The sequence below is a fragment of the Arenimonas caeni genome, assembly GCF_003024235.1.
GTDB classification, from domain to species: domain Bacteria; phylum Pseudomonadota; class Gammaproteobacteria; order Xanthomonadales; family Xanthomonadaceae; genus Arenimonas; species Arenimonas caeni.
On the sequence record NZ_KZ679087.1, the window covers coordinates 153,344 to 171,168 of the forward strand.

18 protein-coding genes and 1 tRNA gene are annotated in these 17,825 nt (G+C 71.0%); 18 read left to right on the forward strand and 1 reads right to left on the reverse strand.

Annotation, left to right across the window (positions count from 1 at the left end; genetic code table 11):
* Positions 1–25: 25 nt before the first annotated feature.
* From prmB to C6N40_RS06275, 11 genes are all read left to right on the forward strand, one after another.
* Positions 26–946 carry a 50S ribosomal protein L3 N(5)-glutamine methyltransferase gene (prmB, locus tag C6N40_RS06225; protein ID WP_106990231.1) on the forward strand — a complete coding sequence of 307 codons (921 nt, stop codon included), beginning with the start codon at positions 26–28 and terminating at the stop codon, positions 944–946.
* A 6-nt stretch (positions 947–952) separates the two neighbouring features.
* A complete protein-coding gene (gene aroC, locus C6N40_RS06230; protein ID WP_106990147.1) occupies positions 953–2,038 on the forward strand; it encodes a chorismate synthase in 1,086 nt (361 codons plus the stop codon).
* 60 nt (positions 2,039–2,098) lie between these two features.
* Positions 2,099–3,121, forward strand: a complete 1,023-nt coding sequence (locus C6N40_RS06235) for an aspartate-semialdehyde dehydrogenase (RefSeq protein ID WP_106990148.1) — start codon at positions 2,099–2,101, stop codon at positions 3,119–3,121.
* A gap of 93 nt (positions 3,122–3,214) precedes the next feature.
* Positions 3,215–5,656: a FimV/HubP family polar landmark protein gene (locus C6N40_RS06240; protein WP_162782104.1), complete on the forward strand. Its 2,442-nt coding sequence runs from the start codon at positions 3,215–3,217 to the stop codon at positions 5,654–5,656.
* Between the two features lie 5 nt (positions 5,657–5,661).
* A complete protein-coding gene (gene truA / locus C6N40_RS06245; protein ID WP_106990150.1) occupies positions 5,662–6,435 on the forward strand; it encodes a tRNA pseudouridine(38-40) synthase TruA in 774 nt (257 codons plus the stop codon).
* Between the two features lie 45 nt (positions 6,436–6,480).
* Positions 6,481–7,116, forward strand: coding sequence for a phosphoribosylanthranilate isomerase (locus C6N40_RS06250; protein WP_106990151.1), 636 nt, complete (start codon positions 6,481–6,483; stop codon positions 7,114–7,116).
* Complete coding sequence (trpB, locus tag C6N40_RS06255) at positions 7,103–8,338, forward strand: tryptophan synthase subunit beta (RefSeq protein WP_106990232.1); 1,236 nt, start codon at positions 7,103–7,105, stop codon at positions 8,336–8,338. Before C6N40_RS06250 ends, trpB begins: the two co-directional genes overlap by 14 nt.
* Positions 8,338–9,147, forward strand: coding sequence for a tryptophan synthase subunit alpha (gene trpA / locus C6N40_RS06260; RefSeq protein WP_106990152.1), 810 nt, complete (start codon positions 8,338–8,340; stop codon positions 9,145–9,147). The genes trpB and trpA overlap by 1 nt, the downstream gene beginning before the upstream one ends.
* Before the next feature lie 64 nt (positions 9,148–9,211).
* The gene (gene accD / locus C6N40_RS06265; protein WP_106990153.1) at positions 9,212–10,099 is read left to right on the forward strand and encodes an acetyl-CoA carboxylase, carboxyltransferase subunit beta; all 888 of its coding nucleotides are present in this window, start codon (positions 9,212–9,214) and stop codon (positions 10,097–10,099) included.
* A gap of 5 nt (positions 10,100–10,104) precedes the next feature.
* On the forward strand, positions 10,105–11,448 hold the full coding sequence (glmM, locus tag C6N40_RS06270) for a phosphoglucosamine mutase (protein ID WP_106990154.1): 1,344 nt from the start codon (positions 10,105–10,107) through the stop codon (positions 11,446–11,448).
* A gap of 67 nt (positions 11,449–11,515) precedes the next feature.
* Entirely contained in the window at positions 11,516–12,454 is a 939-nt protein-coding gene (locus C6N40_RS06275; protein ID WP_106990155.1) for an isopenicillin N synthase family dioxygenase, read from the forward strand.
* A 91-nt stretch (positions 12,455–12,545) separates the two neighbouring features.
* On the opposite strand, the gene C6N40_RS06280 is transcribed toward C6N40_RS06275, so the two are convergent.
* Positions 12,546–13,349, reverse strand: a complete 804-nt coding sequence (locus C6N40_RS06280) for an SDR family NAD(P)-dependent oxidoreductase (protein ID WP_106990156.1) — start codon at positions 13,347–13,349, stop codon at positions 12,546–12,548.
* Positions 13,350–13,464: 115 nt separating this feature from the next.
* On the opposite strand from C6N40_RS06280, the gene tpiA reads away from it, so the two are divergent.
* The 7 genes from tpiA (at position 13,465) to C6N40_RS06315 (ending at position 17,815) form a co-directional block, all read left to right on the forward strand.
* Positions 13,465–14,217 (forward strand): triose-phosphate isomerase, encoded by a 753-nt coding sequence (gene tpiA, locus C6N40_RS06285; protein WP_106990157.1) that lies wholly within the window; start codon positions 13,465–13,467, stop codon positions 14,215–14,217.
* A gap of 9 nt (positions 14,218–14,226) precedes the next feature.
* Positions 14,227–14,694 (forward strand): preprotein translocase subunit SecG, encoded by a 468-nt coding sequence (gene secG / locus C6N40_RS06290; RefSeq protein WP_106990158.1) that lies wholly within the window; start codon positions 14,227–14,229, stop codon positions 14,692–14,694.
* Positions 14,695–14,748: 54 nt separating this feature from the next.
* Positions 14,749–14,833 (forward strand) — tRNA-Leu (locus tag C6N40_RS06295).
* Between the two features lie 81 nt (positions 14,834–14,914).
* Positions 14,915–15,271, forward strand: coding sequence for an NADH-quinone oxidoreductase subunit A (locus C6N40_RS06300; RefSeq protein WP_106990159.1), 357 nt, complete (start codon positions 14,915–14,917; stop codon positions 15,269–15,271).
* The gene (locus C6N40_RS06305; RefSeq protein ID WP_106990160.1) at positions 15,262–15,816 is read left to right on the forward strand and encodes a NuoB/complex I 20 kDa subunit family protein; all 555 of its coding nucleotides are present in this window, start codon (positions 15,262–15,264) and stop codon (positions 15,814–15,816) included. Before C6N40_RS06300 ends, C6N40_RS06305 begins: the two co-directional genes overlap by 10 nt.
* 16 nt (positions 15,817–15,832) lie before the next feature.
* Entirely contained in the window at positions 15,833–16,552 is a 720-nt protein-coding gene (locus tag C6N40_RS06310) for an NADH-quinone oxidoreductase subunit C (protein WP_106990161.1), read from the forward strand.
* Between the two features lie 6 nt (positions 16,553–16,558).
* Entirely contained in the window at positions 16,559–17,815 is a 1,257-nt protein-coding gene (locus C6N40_RS06315; protein WP_106990162.1) for an NADH-quinone oxidoreductase subunit D, read from the forward strand.
* Positions 17,816–17,825: the final 10 nt, after the last annotated feature.

Genomic DNA, 17,825 nt, shown 5'->3' on the forward strand with positions numbered 1-17,825 from the left:
CGACATTGCCTTGGATATCAACACCATGCCGGCGGAACTTGCCACCATCATCGACTTCATCCGCTACGGTGCCAGCCGTTTCAATGCCGCCGGCCTGAGCTTCGGCCACAGCATGGACAACGCGCTCGACGAGGCCACCCAGCTGGTGCTGCACGCCCTGCACCTGCCGCACGACCTGGGCCCGGCCTACGGCCAGGCCCGGCTCACCGCCGAGGAAAAGCAGGAGGTGATGTCGCTGTTCACCCGCCGCATCAACGAGCGCATCCCGGCCTGCTACCTCACCGGCGAGGCCTGGTTCGCGGGCCTGAGCTTCAAGTCCGACCCGCGCGCGCTGGTGCCGCGTTCGCCCATCGCCGAGCTGATCCTGGCCGGCTTCGAGCCCTGGCTGGGCGGTCGCGAGGTGGGTCGCGCGCTCGACATGTGCACCGGCTCGGGCTGCATCGGCATCGCCACCGCGCACTACCACCCGCACTGGCAGGTGGATTGCGTGGACATCAGCGACGAGGCCCTGTCGCTGGCCCGCGAGAACGTCGCGCGCCTGCATGCCGACAACGTGCGCCTGCTCAAGTCCGACCTGTTCCGCGACATCGGGGGCGAGGTCTACGACCTGATCGTCACCAATCCGCCCTACGTCACCCACGCCGAGACCGACGCGCTGCCGGCCGAGTACAGGCACGAGCCCGAGCTGGGCCTGCGCGCCGGCGACGACGGCCTGGACCTGGCGCTGGAGATCCTGCGCGACGCGCCGAAGCATCTTTCCGAGGGTGGCCTGCTGATCTGCGAAGTGGGCGAGAGCGAGCGCGCGCTCGCGCGGCTGCTGCCCGAGGTGCCCTTCGCCTGGGTCGAGTTCAAGGTCGGGCAGATGGGCATCTTCGCCATCACCCGCGAAGACATCCTTGAACACCACGCCGCCATCAAGGCGCTGGCCGATGCCCGCCGGGCCTGAGCGGCCATGAGCGACAACAGCTTCGGCCGCCTGCTGCGGGTCACCACCTTCGGCGAGAGTCACGGGCCGGCCATCGGCTGCGTCATCGACGGCCTGCCGCCGGGCATCGCCATCGCGCCGGAGGACTTCGCCCACGACCTGGCGCGTCGCGCCACCGGCAAGACGCGCCACACCTCGCAGCGGCGCGAGGCCGACGAGGTCGAGATCCTCAGCGGCGTGTACGAAGGCGTGAGCACCGGCGCCCCCGTGGCCCTGCTGGTGCGCAACACCGACGCGCGCAGCAAGGACTACGCCAACATCGCCGCACAGTTCCGCCCGGGCCATGCCGACTACACCTACTGGCACAAGTACGGCATCCGCGACCCGCGTGGCGGCGGCCGCAGTTCGGCGCGCGAGACGACCATGCGCGTGGCCGCCGGCGTGATCGCCAAGAAGTGGCTGGCCCAGCGTGGCGTCAGCGTGCGCGCCTGCGTCTCGCAGGTGGCCGACGTGCGGCCGCGCGGCTTCGACTGGTCGGCGGTGGAGGACAACCCGTTCTTCTGGCCCGACGCGGCCCAGGTGCCCGAGCTCGAGGCTTTCATGGACGCGCTGCGCAAGTCCGGTGATTCCGCCGGCGCGCGCGTGCACGTGCAGGCGCTAGGCGTGCCGCCGGGCTGGGGCGAGCCGGTTTACGGCAAGCTCGACGCCGAGATCGCGGCGGCGATGATGTCGATCAATGCGGTCAAGGGCGTGGAGATCGGCGCGGGCTTTGCGTCCGTTGCCCAGAAGGGCAGCGAGCACCGCGACCTGATGGCGCCGGAAGGCTTCGCCAGCAACCACGCCGGCGGCATCCTGGGCGGCATTTCCAGCGGCCAGGCCATCGAGGTGTCGGTGGCCTTCAAACCCACCTCCAGCCTGCGCCTGCCGGGCGCCACGCTCGACACTACGGGCGCGGCGGTGGAGGTGGTGACCACCGGCCGCCACGATCCCTGCGTGGGCCTGCGTGCGCCGCCGATCTGCGAGGCCATGCTGGCGCTCGTGCTGATGGATCACGCGCTGCGCCACCGCGCCCAGTGCGGCGACGTCGGCCCCGTGCATCCGCGGGTGCCGTGAGGTCGGTTTTCATCCGCTCTGATCCGCGTTCAAAGTTCGAAAAAAGTTCCCAGGAAAAGCATGAGCAGCAAGACGTACACAGTTGCGGTAGTCGGGGCCACCGGTGCGGTGGGCGAGGCGATGCTGTCGATCCTGGCCGAGCGCAAGTTCCCGGTCGGCACGCTGCACGCGCTGGCCAGCGAACGCTCGGCGGGCGAGAAGGTCGCCTTCGGCAGCCAGAAACTGGTGGTGCAGGACCTCGCCACGTTCGACCCGGCCGGCGTGGACATCGCGCTGTTCTCGGCCGGCGGCTCGGTGTCGAAGGAATACGCGCCCAGGTTCGCCGCGGCCGGCGCCGTCGTCATCGACAACAGCTCGGCCTTCCGCTACGACGACGACGTGCCGCTGGTGGTGGCCGAGGTGAACCCGGAGCAGGTGGCCAACCGCCCGCGCGGCATCATCGCCAACCCCAACTGCTCGACCATGCAGATGCTGGTGGCGCTGGCGCCGATCCATCGCGCCGCCGGCATCGAGCGCATCAACGTGGCCACCTACCAGTCGGTGTCGGGGGCCGGCCGCACGGCCATGGAAGAACTCGGCCGCCAGACGGCCGCCATGCTCAACTTCCAGCCGCACGAGCCGGCGAAGTTCCCCGTGCAGATCGCCTTCAACCTGATCCCGCAGATCGACGAGTTCATGGACAACGGCTACACCAGGGAAGAAATGAAACTGGTGTGGGAGACCCGCAAGATCCTCGGCGACGACGCCATCCAGGTGAACCCCACCGCGGTGCGCGTGCCGGTGTTCTTCGGCCATTCCGAGGCCGTGCACCTCGAGACGCGGCGCAAGCTGACCGCCGGCGAGGCCCGCGAGCTGCTCGAGGCCGCCCCGGGCGTGGAGGTCGTGGACGAGCGCGAGCCCGGGGGCTACCCGACGCCGGTGACCCATGCGGCCGGCGCCGACCCGGTCTACGTCGGCCGCATCCGCGAGGACCTGTCGCATCCGCGTGGCCTGGACCTGTGGATCGTGGCCGACAACATCCGCAAGGGCGCGGCCCTGAATGCCGTGCAGGTGGCTGAACTCGTGGTCAAAGCCCGTTCCTGACCGGTATATTCGCGGCAACACCGTGGTGACCGCTGCAGGGGAGTGGTCGCTGCGGCCGAAACGCGGCATCCGGAACGTGGGGAGAAAACACGCGTGAAAAGCAGTCGTCTGCAGCTTCCGTTGGCCCTGGCCCTGGCCCTCGGCGCCAACAGCGCATACGCGCTCGGCCTGGGCGCCATCGAGGTCAAGTCCGGCCTGAACCAGCCCCTGGTGGCGGAAATCCCCATCCTGTCCGCCGGCCCCGGCGAGCTTGAAGAGCTCGAGGTGCGCCTGGCCTCGCCCGAGGCATTCGCCCGGGTCGGGCTCGAGCGCCCGGTCGGCCTCACCGCCAACCTGCAGATGGAGGTCGGCCGCAATGCCGCCGGCCAGCCCGTCATCCGCGTCACCACCCCGGGCCGCTTCAACGAGCCCTTCCTGACCTTCCTGATCGAGGCCAACTGGGGCCGCGGCAGCGTGGTGCGCGAGTACAGCGCCCTGGTTGATCCGCCCCACATCGCCCCGGCGGTGATCCGCCCGCTGGAAACCCCGCAGGTCGCCACCGCGCCGGCGCTGCCCGAGCCGCTGCCGCCGCCGGCGGTGGCCGAACCGGTGGCCGTGCCCGAGCCCGAGCCGGTGACCGAGGTCGCCGAGATCCCGGCCGAGCCGATGCCGGCACCGGCGCCGGAACCGGTCGCCGCGCCCGAGTCCCCGGCGGCCGAGGCCGTGGCCGTCGCGCCCGAGCCCCTGCCGGAGCCCGAGCCCGAACCGGAGCCCGTGGCCCAGGCGGAGCCGGCGCCCGAACCCGTGCCTGAGCCTGAGCCGGCCCCGCCGCCGCCCGCACCCGCACCCGCACCGGTGCCGCCGCCGGCACCGGCGCCCGGCAGCTACGGGCCGGTGGCCGACGGCCAGACCCTGTGGTCGATCGCCAATGCGAACCGGCCGGATCCGGCCGTCACCGTCAACCAGATGATGCTGGCCATCCAGCGGGCCAATCCCGAGGCCTTCATCGACGACAACATCAACCAGCTCAAGCGGGGTGCGGTGCTACGCATCCCGGCCGGCGAGGAAGCCCTGCAGATCGGCCAGGCCGAGGCGGCCCAGCTGGTGCGCGCCCAGGCCGAGGCCTGGCAGGCCCGGCGCCGTCCGGTGCCGCAGCCGGCCGAGGCCGTGGCCGATGCGCCGCGCCCGGTACCCGCCACGCCGCGCCAGCCGGCGCCCGAGGGCCGGCTCGAGATCGTGCCGCCGGCGGGCGATGCCCAGGCGGCCCGCGGCGTCCAGTCCGGCGCCGCCGGTACGGACAGCGGCACCGAACTGCGGGCCGAACTCACCGAGACCCGCGAGGACCTTGCGGCGCGCGAAGCCGAGGTGCAGGAGCTGCGCTCGCACATCACCGAACTCGAGGCCCAGCAGGCCGACAGCCAGCGCCTGATCGAGATGCAGTCGAGCCAGCTCAAGGCCCTGCAGGAGCGCCTGGCCGCCGCGCAGGGGGAGCCGGCCCCGGCCGCCGCGCCCGCCGTCGCCGAGACCGCGCCTGCCGCTGGCGAGCCGGCGCCCGCCGCGGCCGCGCCGGCCCCGGTGGCCGCAGCCGACCCCTGGTACATGAATCCGCTCGTGCTTGCCGGTGGCGCCTTGGTGCTGCTCGGCGGGCTGGTGCTGGCGCTGCGCGGCAAGCGTGCGCCCAAGCCGGCGCCGGTGCCGTCGCGCCGCATCTCCGACGACGAGGCCCTCAAGGCCAGCCTGCCCGGTGGCGGCCTGGCCGCGGCGGCCGCCGCAGCCGGCGAGGGTGCTGCCGAAGTGCCGGCCGCCGCGCCGGTCGAGGACGAGCGTGCCCGGCTGCAGGCCGCGGTGGACGCCCATCCCGAGGACCTCGAGGCGCACATCAGCCTGCTGCGCCACCTGCACAAGGAGGGCGACCGCACGGCGTTCGAGATCGGTGCCCAGGCCATGCGCCTGAAGGTTCACAGCACGCTCGACCCGCGCTGGCGCGAGGCGGTGGTGATGGGCGTGGCGCTGGCCCCGGGCAACCCGCTGTTCAGCCAGGCCGGCTGGAACCAGCCGCGTTTCGGCGACACCGGCGTGATTCCGTCCACCGCCAAGGCCGCCCCCGAACCCGCGTCGGAGCCCGAGCCGGAAGCCGCGCCCGAGCCCGCGCCGGTGGCCGACGACCTGTCCGACCTCGACGCGCTCAACGAACTGGCCGCGGCCAGCTCGGCGCCGGTGGCCGACGCGGACGAGGATTGGGACCGCATCGCCCTGGTCGCCGAGCCCGAGGTCGCTGAAGCGACCCCGGAGCCCGAGGCTCCCGCCGGGGCGCCGATCGGGTTCGAACTCGAGCCCGAGCCGGAGCCGGTGCTGGCCTTCGAGCCCGAACCCGCCGAGGCGGTGCCGGCCAGCAGCGCCGACGACGACGCCAGCGCCACCAAGATCGAACTGGCCCAGGCCTACCTCGAGATCGGTGACGTCGACGGCGCCCGCGGCATGCTCGAGGAAGTGGTGGCCGAGGGCAGCCCGGTGCATCGCGCCGAGGCCGAGCGGCTGCTGCGGGAGATCGGCTGAGGCAGGTGCGTTACGCCGCTGGCATCGAATACGACGGCGCCGCCTTCCTCGGCTGGCAGCGGCTGGCCGAGGGCCCGACCGTGCAGGGCGCGGTCGAGCAGGCGCTGTCGTATGTCGTCAACCATCCGCTCGAGGTCGTGTGCGCCGGCCGCACCGATGCCGGCGTGCACGCGCGCTGCCAGGTGGTGCACTTCGATACCGAGGCCGTGCGCACGCCCTATGCGCTGCGCCAGGGTGGAAACAGCCGGCTGCCGCGCGGCGTGGTGCTGCTGTGGGTGCAGCCGGTGGACGTGGCCTTCCATGCCCGCTACGCGGCACGGGCGCGCCGCTACCGCTACACCATCCTCAACCGGCCGGTGCGCCCGGCGCTGCAGCGTGACTTCCTGACCTGGGAGCGCGTGCCGCTCGACGCCGGGGCGATGCACCACGCCGCCCAGGCGCTGGTGGGCGAGCACGACTTCAGCGCCTTCCGCACGGTGCACTGCCAGGCCAAGCATGCGCGTCGCCAGGTGCACGAGATCCGCTGCTGGCGTGAGGGCGAGCACGTGGTCGTCGAAGTGCAGGCCAATGCCTTCCTGCACCACATGGTGCGCAATTTCGTCGGCAGCCTGCTGCTGGTGGGGCGCGGGGAAAAGCCCGCCGCCTGGGTGGCCGAGGTGCTGGCGGGACGCGACCGCGCCGTCGCCGGGCCGACAGCGCCGTCGAACGGGCTGGTGTTCCTGGGGCCCCGCTATCCGCGCGAGTGGGGCCTGCCCGACGACGTCAGCCTGCCGGCCTGAGGCGCCCTGCACGGCATCCACACGCGCCGTGCCTACAATGCCGGCATGCGAACCCGTATCAAATTCTGTGGGCTCACCCGCCCGGGGGACGTGCGACTGGCCGTCGAGCTGGGCGTCGACGCCATCGGTCTGGTGTTCGCGGCGGGCGGTCCGCGCTGCCTGGCCCTGGACCACGCTGGCGCGCTGCGCGAGGCGATCCCGCCGATGGTCACGGCGGTGGCGCTGTTCATGGACAACCCCGGCAGCGAGGTCGAAGCGGTGGTGCGGCGCCTGCGCCCGGACCTGCTGCAGTTCCACGGCGGCGAAGACGATGCCTTCTGTCGCGGATTCGGGCTGCCATTCGCCAAGGCGCTGGCCATGGGGCGCGGCCCCGGCGATGCGGTGAACGCGAGGAAACGCTACCCTTCGGCCAGTGCCTTCGTGCTCGACGGCCATGCCCCGGGTGAGCCCGGCGGCCGCGGCGAGCGCTTCGACTGGTCCCTGGTGCCCGGGCTCGGCAGGCCGGTGCTGCTTGCCGGCGGCCTGTCGGCCGACAACGTCGGCGAGGCGGTCCGGCAGGTGCGGCCGTTCGCGGTGGATGTGTCCAGTGGCATCGAGAGCGCGCCCGGCGTCAAGGACGGCGGGCGCATGCAGCGGTTCATTGAAGAGGTGAGACGTGCAGACAGCAATTTCGCCGGCTGAAGTCCCGTCGGCGTCGGACATCGCCGATTTCGGGGCCTACCCGGACGCCAGCGGCCATTTCGGCCGCTACGGCGGCGTTTTCGTTTCCGAAACACTGGTCGAGCCGCTGCGCGAGCTCGAGGCGGCCTATGCCGCCGCCTGCGCGGACCCGGCCTTCCAGGCCGAGCTCGAGTACGAGTACAAGCACTACGTGGGCCGGCCCAGCCCGGTGTACGAAGCGCGTCGACTGTCGGAGAAGGTGGGCGGCGCGCGCATCCTGCTCAAGCGCGAGGACCTCAACCACACCGGCGCGCACAAGATCAACAACACCATCGGCCAGGCCATGCTGGCCCGGCGCATGGGCAAGACCCGCATCATCGCCGAGACCGGCGCCGGCCAGCACGGCGTGGCCAGCGCCACGGTGGCCGCGCGCCTGGGCCTGGAGTGCGTGGTCTACATGGGCGCCACCGACGTCGAGCGCCAGGCGCCGAACGTGTTCCGCATGAAGCTGCTGGGCGCGACGGTGGTGCCGGTGCAGTCGGGCAGCAAGACGCTCAAGGACGCGCTAAACGAAGCCATGCGCGACTGGGTGACCAACGTACGCGACACCTTCTACATCATCGGTACCGTGGCCGGCCCGCATCCGTATCCGAAGCTGGTGCGCGACTTCAACGCGGTGGTGGGCAAGGAGGCGAGGGCGCAGATGCTGGCCGAGTACGGCCGCCTGCCCGATGCCGTCACCGCCTGCGTCGGCGGCGGCAGCAACGCCATCGGCATCTTCCACGCCTTCCTCAACGACCGCAGCGTGCGCCTGGTGGGCGCCGAGGCGGCGGGCGAGGGCGTCGAGACCGGGCACCACGCGGCCTCGCTGGTGGCGGGCCGACCGGGCGTGCTGCATGGCAACCGCACCTACGTGATCTGCGACGACGACGGCCAGATCACCGAAACGCACTCGATCTCGGCCGGCCTCGACTACCCGGGCGTCGGCCCGGAGCACGCCTTCCTCAAGGACAGCGGCCGCGCCGAGTACGTGGGCGTCACCGACGACGAGGCGATGCAGGCCTTCCACCTGCTGGCGCGCACCGAGGGCATCCTGGCCGCGCTCGAGTCCAGCCACGCCGTGGCCCAGGCCATGAAGCTGGCGCGCGAACTTCCGAAGCACGCCTTGGTGCTGTGCAACCTCTCGGGCCGCGGCGACAAGGACATCTTCACCATCGCCCGCCGCGAGGGGATCGAACTCTGATGTCCCGGATCAAGCAGAAGTTCGAACAGCTCGCGAAGTCCGGCCGCAAGGCGCTGGTGCCGTTCATCACCGCCGGTGACCCGGGGCTGGAGGCGACGGTGCCGGTGATGCGGGCGCTGGTGGCGGCCGGTGCCGACGTGCTCGAGCTGGGCGTGCCGTTTTCCGACCCGATGGCCGACGGCCCCTCGATCCAGCGCAGCTCCGAGCGCGCGATCGCGCGCGGCGCCGGCCTGCGCTACGTGCTGCGCTGCGTGGCGCAGTTCCGCGAGGCCGACGACGAAACGCCGGTCGTGCTGATGGGCTACCTCAACCCGATCGAGATCCTCGGCGCCGCGGCCTTCGCCCGCGACGCCGCGGCCGCCGGCGTCGACGGCGTGCTGCTGGTCGACCTGCCGCCGGAAGAGGCCGGCCCCACCCGCGAGGCCTTCAATGCCGCCGGCATCGAGCTGATCTCGCTGGCGGCGCCGACCACCGCGCCGGCCCGCCTGCGGCGCCTGGCGAGCGAGTCGCAGGGCTATCTGTATTACGTCTCCTTCGCCGGCGTCACCGGCGGCAGCCAGCTCGACGTGGACGACGTGCGCCGGCGGGCCGGCGAGCTGCGCGCCATGGCCAGCGTGCCGGTGCTGGTGGGCTTCGGCATCCGCGACGCGGCCTCGGCCGCCGCGCTGGCCCCGGCCGCCGACGGCGTGGTGGTCGGCAGTGCGCTGGTGGAGGTGATGGCGGGCGCCGAAGGCCCCGGACAGGCCGCCGAACGCGCCGGCGCCTTCCTCGCGCCGCTGCGGGCGGCGCTGGACACGGCCGCCGGCTGAATCGCCCGGCCGCCCGGTTCGGGATAAACTGCCCGGCCCGAGACAAGACCAGACCGGAACCTCAATGAGCTGGCTGACCAAACTGATGCCCTCGCGCATCCGCACCCAGGGCAACGGCAAGCGTGGCGTGCCCGAGGGCCTGTGGGAGAAGTGCGACAAGTGCGGCGCGGCGCTGTACGGCCCCGAACTCGAGAAGAACCTGCGGGTCTGCCCCAAGTGCTCGCACCACATGGCCATCGGCGCCCGCGAGCGCCTGGTCGCCTTCCTCGACGACGACAGCGGCGAGGAGATCGGCGCCGAGCTGGGCCCGGTCGACGCGCTGCACTTCAAGGACCAGAAGAAGTACGCCGACCGCATCAAGGCGGCCCAGAAGTCGGTCGGCGAGCGCGATGCGCTGGTGGCCGTGCAGGGGCAGCTCAAGGGCCGGCCGGTGTGCGTGGCCGCCTTCGAGTTCCGCTTCATGGGCGGCTCGATGGGCTCGGTGGTCGGCGAGCGCTTCGCCCTGGCCGCCGAGCGTGCGCTCGAGCTCGGCTGCCCGCTGGTGTGTTTCTCCGCCACCGGCGGCGCCCGCATGCAGGAAGGCCTGTTCTCGCTGATGCAGATGGCCAAGACCTCGGCCGCGCTCGGTCGCCTGCGCGCAGCCGGCCTGCCTTTCATCTCGGTGCTCACGCACCCGACCACCGGCGGCGTTTCGGCCTCGCTGGGCATGCTGGGCGACATCAACGTCGCCGAACCGCAGGCCCTGATCGGCTTCGCCGGCCCGCGCGTGATCGAGCAGACCGTGCGCGAGACCCTGCCCGAGGGTTTCCAGCGCTCGGAGTTCCTGGTCGAGCATGGCGCCGTCGACCTGATCGTCGACCGCCGGCAGATGCGCGACAAGCTCTCGTCCCTGCTGGCCCTGATGATGCGCCAGCCCCGGCCGGCCGCCGACGCGACCACCGAAGCCGCCTGAGCCGCATGGACAAGCGCAAGTATTTCGGCACTGACGGCATCCGCGGCCGGGTCGGCGAGTACCCGGTTTCGGCCGACTTCGTGCTGCGCCTGGGCGCCGCCGCGGGCCGCGTCCTGGCCGGCGAGGGCAAGCAGCACGCCACCGTCGTCATCGGCAAGGACACGCGCATCTCGGGCTACATGTTCGAGGCCGCGCTCGAGGCCGGCCTGGTGGCCGCCGGCGCCGACGTGCGGATGCTCGGCCCGATGCCGACCCCGGCCGTGGCCTACCTGACGCGCTCGCTGCGCGCCGACGCCGGCATCGTCATCAGCGCCTCGCACAACCCGCACCACGACAACGGCATCAAGTTCTTCTCCGCCCATGGCGAGAAGCTCGGCGACGCGGTCGAGGCGGCGATCGAGGCCGAGCTCGACCGGCCGTTCCAGACGGTGCCGTCCGAGCGCCTGGGCAAGGCCAGCCGTGTCACCGACGCGCTGGCGCGCTACGCCGAGTTCTGCAAGTCGACGGTGCCCGAGGATTTCTCGCTCGAAGGCCTGCGCGTGGTGCTCGACTGCGCCCACGGTGCCACCTACCAGGTCGGCCCGCGCGTGTTCGCCGAACTTGGCGCCAGCGTGGACGTGATCGGCAACGAGCCCGACGGCCTGAACATCAACAACGGCGTCGGCTCCACCCACCCCGAGGCGTTGATCGCGCGGGTGCGCGAAACCGGCGCCGACCTGGGCATAGCCTTCGACGGCGACGGCGACCGCGTGCTGATGGTCGACGGCGTCGGCGAGCTGGTCGACGGCGACGGCCTGATCTGGGTGCTGGCGCGCGACTGGCAGGCCAGCGGCCGCCTGCGCGGCCCGGTGGTCGGCACCCTGATGACCAACTACGCCATGGAGCGTGGCCTGGCCGGGCAGGGCATCGGCTTCCTGCGCGCCAGGGTCGGCGACCGCTACGTGCACCAGGCCCTGGTCGAGCACGGTGGCGTGCTCGGCGGCGAGGCTTCGGGCCACCTGCTGTGCCTGGACCGCGCCAGCACCGGCGACGCCATCGTCAGCGCCCTGCAGGTGCTCGAGGCGCTGCGCCGCCGCGGCCAGTCCCTGCGCGAGGCCCTGGCCGGCTACGAGCCGCTGCCGCAGCAAACCGTGAACGTGCGCATTGCCCCGGGCTCGCGCCCGCTCGAGCAGGCCGCCGTGCAGGCCGCCCGGGCCGAGGCCGAGGCGGCGCTGTCCGGCCGCGGCCGGTTGGTGCTGCGCCCATCGGGCACCGAGCCGGTGGTGCGCGTGACCGTGGAGGCCGACGACGCCGGGCTGATGCGCCAGGTGCTCGACCGGCTGGCCGAGGCCGTGCACGCCGCGGCTTGAGCCCCGTCAAGGCTGTTCACGGCGACCCCGCTACAATCCCCGCAACGCAATAGAACGGAACCGCCACGTGACCGCCCGCATCCCGACCCTCGACATCCGGCGCTTCGAAACCGACCGCGAGGCCTTCGTCGCCGAACTCGGCGCGGCCTACCGCGAATGGGGTTTCGCCGGCATCCGCAACCACGGCATCCCGCAGGCGCAGATCGACCGCGCCTACGACGTCTTCCAGCGCTTCTTCGCGCTGCCGGAGGAGGTCAAGAAGAAGTACCACGTGCCCGGCGGCGGCGGTGCGCGCGGCTACACGCCCTTCGGCATCGAGACGGCCAAGGGCGCCAAGCATTTCGACCTCAAGGAATTCTGGCACGTGGGCCGCGAGATCCCGCGCGACTCGCAGTATGCCGACGTGATGGCGCCCAACCAGTGGCCGGTCGAAGTGCCTGAGTTCAGGGAAGTGGCCTATGGCCTGTACACCGCGCTCGACCAGCTAGGCTCGCGCGTGCTCTCGGCGCTGGCCCTGCACATCGGCCTGCCGGGCGACTACTTCGCCGACAAGACCAATTTCGGCAACTCGATCCTGCGGCCGATCCACTACCCGCCGATCACCGCCGACGACATCCCGAACGTGCGCGCCGGCGCCCACGAGGACATCAACCTGATCACGCTGCTGGTGGGCGCCTCGGCCGCCGGCCTCGAGGTGCTCTCGCGCAAGGGCGAGTGGGTGCCGTTCACGGCGGACGCCGACACCATCGTGGTCAACATCGGCGACATGCTCCAGCGTCTGACCAACCACGTGTACCCGTCGACCACCCACCGCGTGGTGAACCCGCCGGGCGACGAGGCCCGCAAGCCGCGCTATTCGACGCCGTTCTTCCTGCACCCGAACCCGGACTTCCTGATCGAGACCCTGCCGGGCTGCATTTCGGCCGACAACCCGAACCGCTACCCGAACCCGATCACCGCCCACGACTACCTGCTCGAGCGCCTGCGCGAAATCAAGCTCGTCTGAGCTCGTCCCGCGCTGTCGCCCGTGCCGTCGCTCCTACAGGGGTGCGGTCGGTCGACGGGGGGCGGTCGTGAGGGTCGGTCGGCCGAGGGGGTCAGTCGGCGTCGCGGAAGTCCTTGGATTTCGAGGCCAGCAGGGCGCGGGCCAGGCGGTCGGGCAGGTACTTGGACAGGGCGGCGATGAGCCGGTTGCTGCGGCCGGTGACCAGGCGCGGTACGCCGGCCTCGACCGCGTCCACGCCCAGCCGGGCGACCTCGGCGCTGGTCAGCCAGATGCCCTTGGGCAGCTTGCTCACCTTTTCCCGCATGCCGTTGACGTCGTGGAACTCCGTGTAGGTCATGCCCGGGCAGAGCGCCGTCACGAACACGCCCCGGGACCGCATCTCCTGGTCCAGGGTCTCCGAGAAGCGGATCAGCCAGGCCTTGGTGGCCCCGTAGAGCGTGTGGCCGGCCGTGGCCGGCACCAGCCCGGCCAGCGAAGCCACGTTGAGGATGCGGCCGCGGCCGGCTGCTTCCATCGCCGGCAGGTAAAGGTGCGTCAGGTGGGCCACCGAGGTCAGCAGCACCTGGATCGAGTCGGCATGGGTCTTCCAGTCGGCGCTCAGGTAGCGGCCCGGAACGCCGTAGCCGGCGTTATTGACCAGGGTGTCGACGAAGATCCCGCGGGCCTGGGTCTGGGCGAACAGTTCCGCAGGCGCGTCCGGGTCGGCCAGGTCGGCCGCCAGCACCACGCAGGGCACCAGCGCCGACAGTTCTGCCGCCAGCGCCTCGAGCCGCTCGACCCGGCGCGCGGTGAGCACCAGCGGCTTGCCGCGCCGGGCGTATTCGCGGGCGATGTCGGCACCGATGCCGCTCGAGGCCCCGGTGACCAGGGCGTGGGCGGGGGAGGGGACAGGCATGCGTGGCTCCGGATCGATTGGGGAATGGCCGCATTATGGTCGCTGCCGGCCGGAGGATGGAGCGCCCCGTCGCGAAGGGCTAGAATCGCGGGTCCGAACGACTGGGAATGCCCAAATGCGCCAGAGGATCGTCGCCGGCAACTGGAAGCTCAATGGCAGCCGCGCCTTCGCCCGCGAGCTGCTCGACGCCGTGGTGGCCGCGCCGGCCGCCGCCGGGGTCGAGCTGGTGGTGCTGCCGCCCGTGCCCTACCTGGCCAGCCTGGCCGAGCGTTACGGCGACAGCGGCCTGGTCTTCGGCGCCCAGGACCTGGGTGTGAACGAGCAGGGCGCCTACACCGGCGAGGTGTCCGGCGCGATGCTGCGTGACGTCGGCGCCCGCTACGTGCTGGTCGGCCATTCCGAGCGCCGCCAGTACCACGGCGAGAGCCCGCAGGACGTGGCCGCCAAGTTCGTCGCCGCCCGCAAGGCCGGCCTGGTCCCGGTGCTGTGCATCGGTGAAACCCTGCACCAGCGCGAGGCCGGCCAGACCGAATGGGCGCTGGAAAAGCAGCTGGCGCCGGTGGTCGAGGCGGCCGGCATCGCCGGTTTCGACGGCGCCGTGGTGGCCTACGAGCCGGTCTGGGCGATCGGCACCGGCCGCACCGCCAGCAAGGAGCAGGTCCAGGAGGTCCACGCCTTCATCCGTGGCGAACTGGCCGCCCACGATGCTAGAATCGCCGGCTCGCTGCCCATCCTCTACGGGGGCAGCGTGAAGCCCGCCAACGCGGCCGAGCTGTTCGCGCAGCCCGACGTCGATGGCGGCCTGATCGGGGGCGCGTCCCTCGTGGCCCAGGATTTCCTGGCAATCGCCGCCGCGGCGGCGAGGTAACGGACCAACATGCTTCTCACCATCGTCAGCGTCATTTACGTGCTGGTCGCGATCGCGATGATCGTGCTCATCCTCATGCAGCGCGGCAGCGGCGCCGCCGCCGGCTCGGGCTTCGGCGCGGGCGCGTCCGCGACCGTGTTCGGTGCGCGCGGCTCGGCCAACTTCCTCTCCACGACCACCAAGTGGCTGGCCGTGGTGTTCATGGGCATGAGCCTGGCCATGGCCTGGTACGCCACCCACGGCGGTCGCCCGGATCCGGCGGCAGCGCTGGAGGATATCGGCGCGATGTCCGAGGTCCCGGCCGCGTCCGCCCCGGCGGGTGAAGTCCCGGCCGCCGAAGTTCCGGGGGCTCCGGCCGCCGATGTGCCGGCCGCCGGGGGCGACGTCCCCGCGGCGGAAGCCGAGGTTCCCGCGACCCCGGCGGATGCGACGGAAAATGGTGCGGAAACCGACGCGGAAAACACCCGCGGCGGCTGATCAACTGATACAATCTTCCGCCTTCGATCCATGCACCGGAGCGAAGGCACACCTGCCCAGGTGGCGGAATTGGTAGACGCACTACCTTGAGGTGGTAGCGACGAAAGTCGTGGGGGTTCGAGTCCCCCCTTGGGCACCAATCGACCAACGGGCTGCCGCCCGGCAAAACGCTGGAGCGGCGGCACGGACGCGCCCACGGGCGCAAGGTGAGGATGCGCGCGTGCTTGGCGAATATCTGCCGATCCTGTTGTTCCTTTTCGTCTCCACCGGCCTGGGCATCGTGCTCCTGATCGCCGGCTGGTTCCTCGGTCCCAAGCGGCCCGACGCCGAAAAACTCTCCCCGTACGAATGCGGCTTCGAGGCCTTCGAAGACGCGCGCATGCAGTTCGACGTGCGCTATTACCTCGTGGCCATCCAGTTCATCATCTTCGACCTGGAAATCGCCTTCGTCTTCCCGTGGGCGGTCAACTTCCGCAACCTCGGCATCGTCGGCCTCACCGAGATGGGCATCTTCATCGGCCTGCTCGTGCTTGGCTTCATCTACGTCTGGAAGAAGGGAGCGCTCGAATGGGAGTGATCCAGTCCGTTTCGAACCTGATGCACAACCCGATCCCGGAAGGGCGGGTTGACGACATCCTGCGTCCGGAAGGCGAGAACCCGCTGCTCGAGCGCGGCTTCGTCACCACCTCGGTGGATGCGCTGGTCAACTGGGCGCGCACCGGTTCGATGTGGCCGGTCACCTTCGGCCTGGCCTGCTGCGCCGTCGAGATGATGCATGCGGGCGCCTCGCGCCTCGACCTCGACCGCTACGGCGTCATCTTCCGTCCGTCGCCGCGCCAGGCCGACGTGATGATCGTCGCCGGCACCCTGGTCAACAAGATGGCCCCGGCGCTGCGCAAGGTCTACGACCAGATGCCCGAGCCCAAGTGGGTGATCTCGATGGGCAGCTGCGCCAACGGTGGCGGCTACTACCACTACTCGTATTCGGTGGTGCGCGGCTGCGACCGCGTGGTGCCGGTGGACGTCTACGTCCCGGGTTGCCCGCCCACGGCCGAGGCGCTCGTGTACGGCATCCTGCAGCTGCAGAAGAAGATCCGCCGCACCAACACCATCGCCCGCTAAGGACCCAGCCGACGCCATGGTCGATACCCCCACGAGCTTCCACGAGCGCCTGAAGGCACGCCTGCAGGACAAGCTGCTTTCCCTGCACGAGGCCCTGGGCGAAACCACGGTCGAGATCGCCCCGGGCGAATGGGACGAGGCCGCGCGCATCCTGCGCGACGACCCGGACCTGGGCTTCGAACAGCTGATCGACCTGTGCGGCGTCGACTACCTCGGCTACGGCGAGGACGAGTGGGAAACCACCGACGTCACCTCCGAGGGCTTCTCGCGCGGCGTCGAAGGCGCCGGCCCGGGCCGCTTCGACTGGGAAAGCCGCCCGCGCGGCAACGGCCCCGAGCGCCGCTTCGCGGTGGTCGTGCACCTGCAGTCGGTGCGCCACAACCGCCGCCTGCGAATCCGCTGCTTCGCTGCCGACAACAGCCTGCCGGTGGTGCCCTCGCTGGTCGACGTCTACCCGGTGGCCAACTGGTTCGAGCGCGAGTGCTTCGACCTGTTCGGCATCGTCTTCGAGGGCCATCCGGACCTTCGCCGCATCCTCACCGACTACGGTTTCGTCGGCCATCCGTTCCGCAAGGACTTCCCGCTGGTGGGCAACGTCGAAGTCCGTTACGACGCCGAGCGCAAGCGCGTGGTCTACGAGCCGGTCTCGATCGAGCCGCGCGTCGGCGTGCCGCGCGTCGTGCGCGAAGACTCCCGGTGGCAGCAGGCCGCCTCCGAGCAGCCGAGCAAGGACTGACCGGCCATGACCCAGGAAATCCGCAACTACACCCTCAACTTCGGCCCGCAGCATCCGGCGGCGCACGGCGTGCTGCGCCTCGTGCTCGAGATGGACGGCGAGGTCGTGCAGCGCGCCGACCCGCACGTGGGCCTGCTGCACCGCGGCACCGAGAAGCTGGCCGAGTCCAAGCCCTTCAACCAGTCGATCGGCTACATGGACCGGCTCGACTACGTCTCGATGATGTGCAACGAACACGCCTACGTGCGCGCCATCGAGAAGCTGATGCGGATCGAGGTGCCGATGCGCGCCGAGTACATCCGCACGATGTTCGACGAGATCACCCGCATCCTGAACCACCTGATGTGGATCGGTTCGAACGGCCTCGACCTGGGCGCGATGGCGGTGTTCCTGTACGCCTTCCGCGAGCGCGAGGAGCTGATGGACTGCTACGAGGCGGTCTCCGGCGCACGCATGCACGCCACCTACTACCGCCCCGGCGGCGTGGCGCGCGACCTGCCCGACGCCATGCCCAAGTACCGCGAGTCGCCCTGGCGCAAGGGCGGCGAGCTCAAGCGCGTCAATGAATGGCGCGAGGGCTCGATGCTCGACTTCCTCGACGCCTTCTGCGACGACTTCCCGCGCCGCGTCGACGAGTACGAGACCCTGCTCACCGACAACCGCATCTGGAAGCAGCGCACCGTCGGCATCGGCGTGGTGCCGGTGGAGAAGGCGCTGGCCTGGGGCATGACCGGCCCGATGCTGCGTGGCTCCGGCCTGGCCTGGGACCTGCGCAAGAAGCAGCCCTACGCTGCCTACGACAAGGTCGACTTCGACATCCCGGTGGGCGTGCAGGGCGACTGCTACGACCGCTACCTGGTCCGCATCGAGGAGATGCGCCAGTCCAACCGCATCATCAAGCAGTGCGTGCAGTGGCTGCGTGCCAACCCGGGTCCGGTGATGGTGCGCAACTTCAAGGTCGCGCCGCCGCGCCGTGCCGAGATGAAGGACGACATGGAAGCGCTGATCCACCACTTCAAGCTCTTCACCGAGGGCTACTCGGTGCCCGCCGGCGAGGCCTATGCGGCCGTCGAGGCGCCCAAGGGCGAGTTCGGCGCCTACATCGTCTCCGACGGCGCCAACAAGCCCTTCCGCCTCAAGCTTCGCGCGCCGGGCTTCGCCCACCTCTCGTCGATGGACGCGATCGTGCGCGGCCACATGCTGCCCGACGTCGTGGCGATGATCGGTACCTACGACATCGTCTTCGGCGAGATCGACCGCTAAGGATTGCCCA

Excerpts from the sequence above, each read along its gene's own strand:
- glmM (WP_106990154.1), top strand. The coding sequence starts at position 10,105 with ATGGACAAGCGCAAGTATTTCGGCACTGACGGCATCCGCGGCCGGGTC.
- accD (WP_106990153.1), top strand. The coding sequence starts at position 9,212 with ATGAGCTGGCTGACCAAACTGATGCCCTCGCGCATCCGCACCCAGGGC.
- trpA (WP_106990152.1), top strand. The coding sequence starts at position 8,338 with ATGTCCCGGATCAAGCAGAAGTTCGAACAGCTCGCGAAGTCCGGCCGC.
- C6N40_RS06310 (WP_106990161.1), top strand. The coding sequence starts at position 15,833 with ATGGTCGATACCCCCACGAGCTTCCACGAGCGCCTGAAGGCACGCCTG.
- C6N40_RS06235 (WP_106990148.1), top strand. The coding sequence starts at position 2,099 with ATGAGCAGCAAGACGTACACAGTTGCGGTAGTCGGGGCCACCGGTGCG.
- C6N40_RS06280 (WP_106990156.1), bottom strand. The coding sequence starts at position 13,349 with ATGCCTGTCCCCTCCCCCGCCCACGCCCTGGTCACCGGGGCCTCGAGC.
- secG (WP_106990158.1), top strand. The coding sequence starts at position 14,227 with ATGCTTCTCACCATCGTCAGCGTCATTTACGTGCTGGTCGCGATCGCG.
- C6N40_RS06305 (WP_106990160.1), top strand. The coding sequence starts at position 15,262 with ATGGGAGTGATCCAGTCCGTTTCGAACCTGATGCACAACCCGATCCCG.
- aroC (WP_106990147.1), top strand. The coding sequence starts at position 953 with ATGAGCGACAACAGCTTCGGCCGCCTGCTGCGGGTCACCACCTTCGGC.
- C6N40_RS06250 (WP_106990151.1), top strand. The coding sequence starts at position 6,481 with ATGCGAACCCGTATCAAATTCTGTGGGCTCACCCGCCCGGGGGACGTG.
- C6N40_RS06315 (WP_106990162.1), top strand. The coding sequence starts at position 16,559 with ATGACCCAGGAAATCCGCAACTACACCCTCAACTTCGGCCCGCAGCAT.
- prmB (WP_106990231.1), top strand. The coding sequence starts at position 26 with ATGCCGGCGGAACTTGCCACCATCATCGACTTCATCCGCTACGGTGCC.
- tpiA (WP_106990157.1), top strand. The coding sequence starts at position 13,465 with ATGCGCCAGAGGATCGTCGCCGGCAACTGGAAGCTCAATGGCAGCCGC.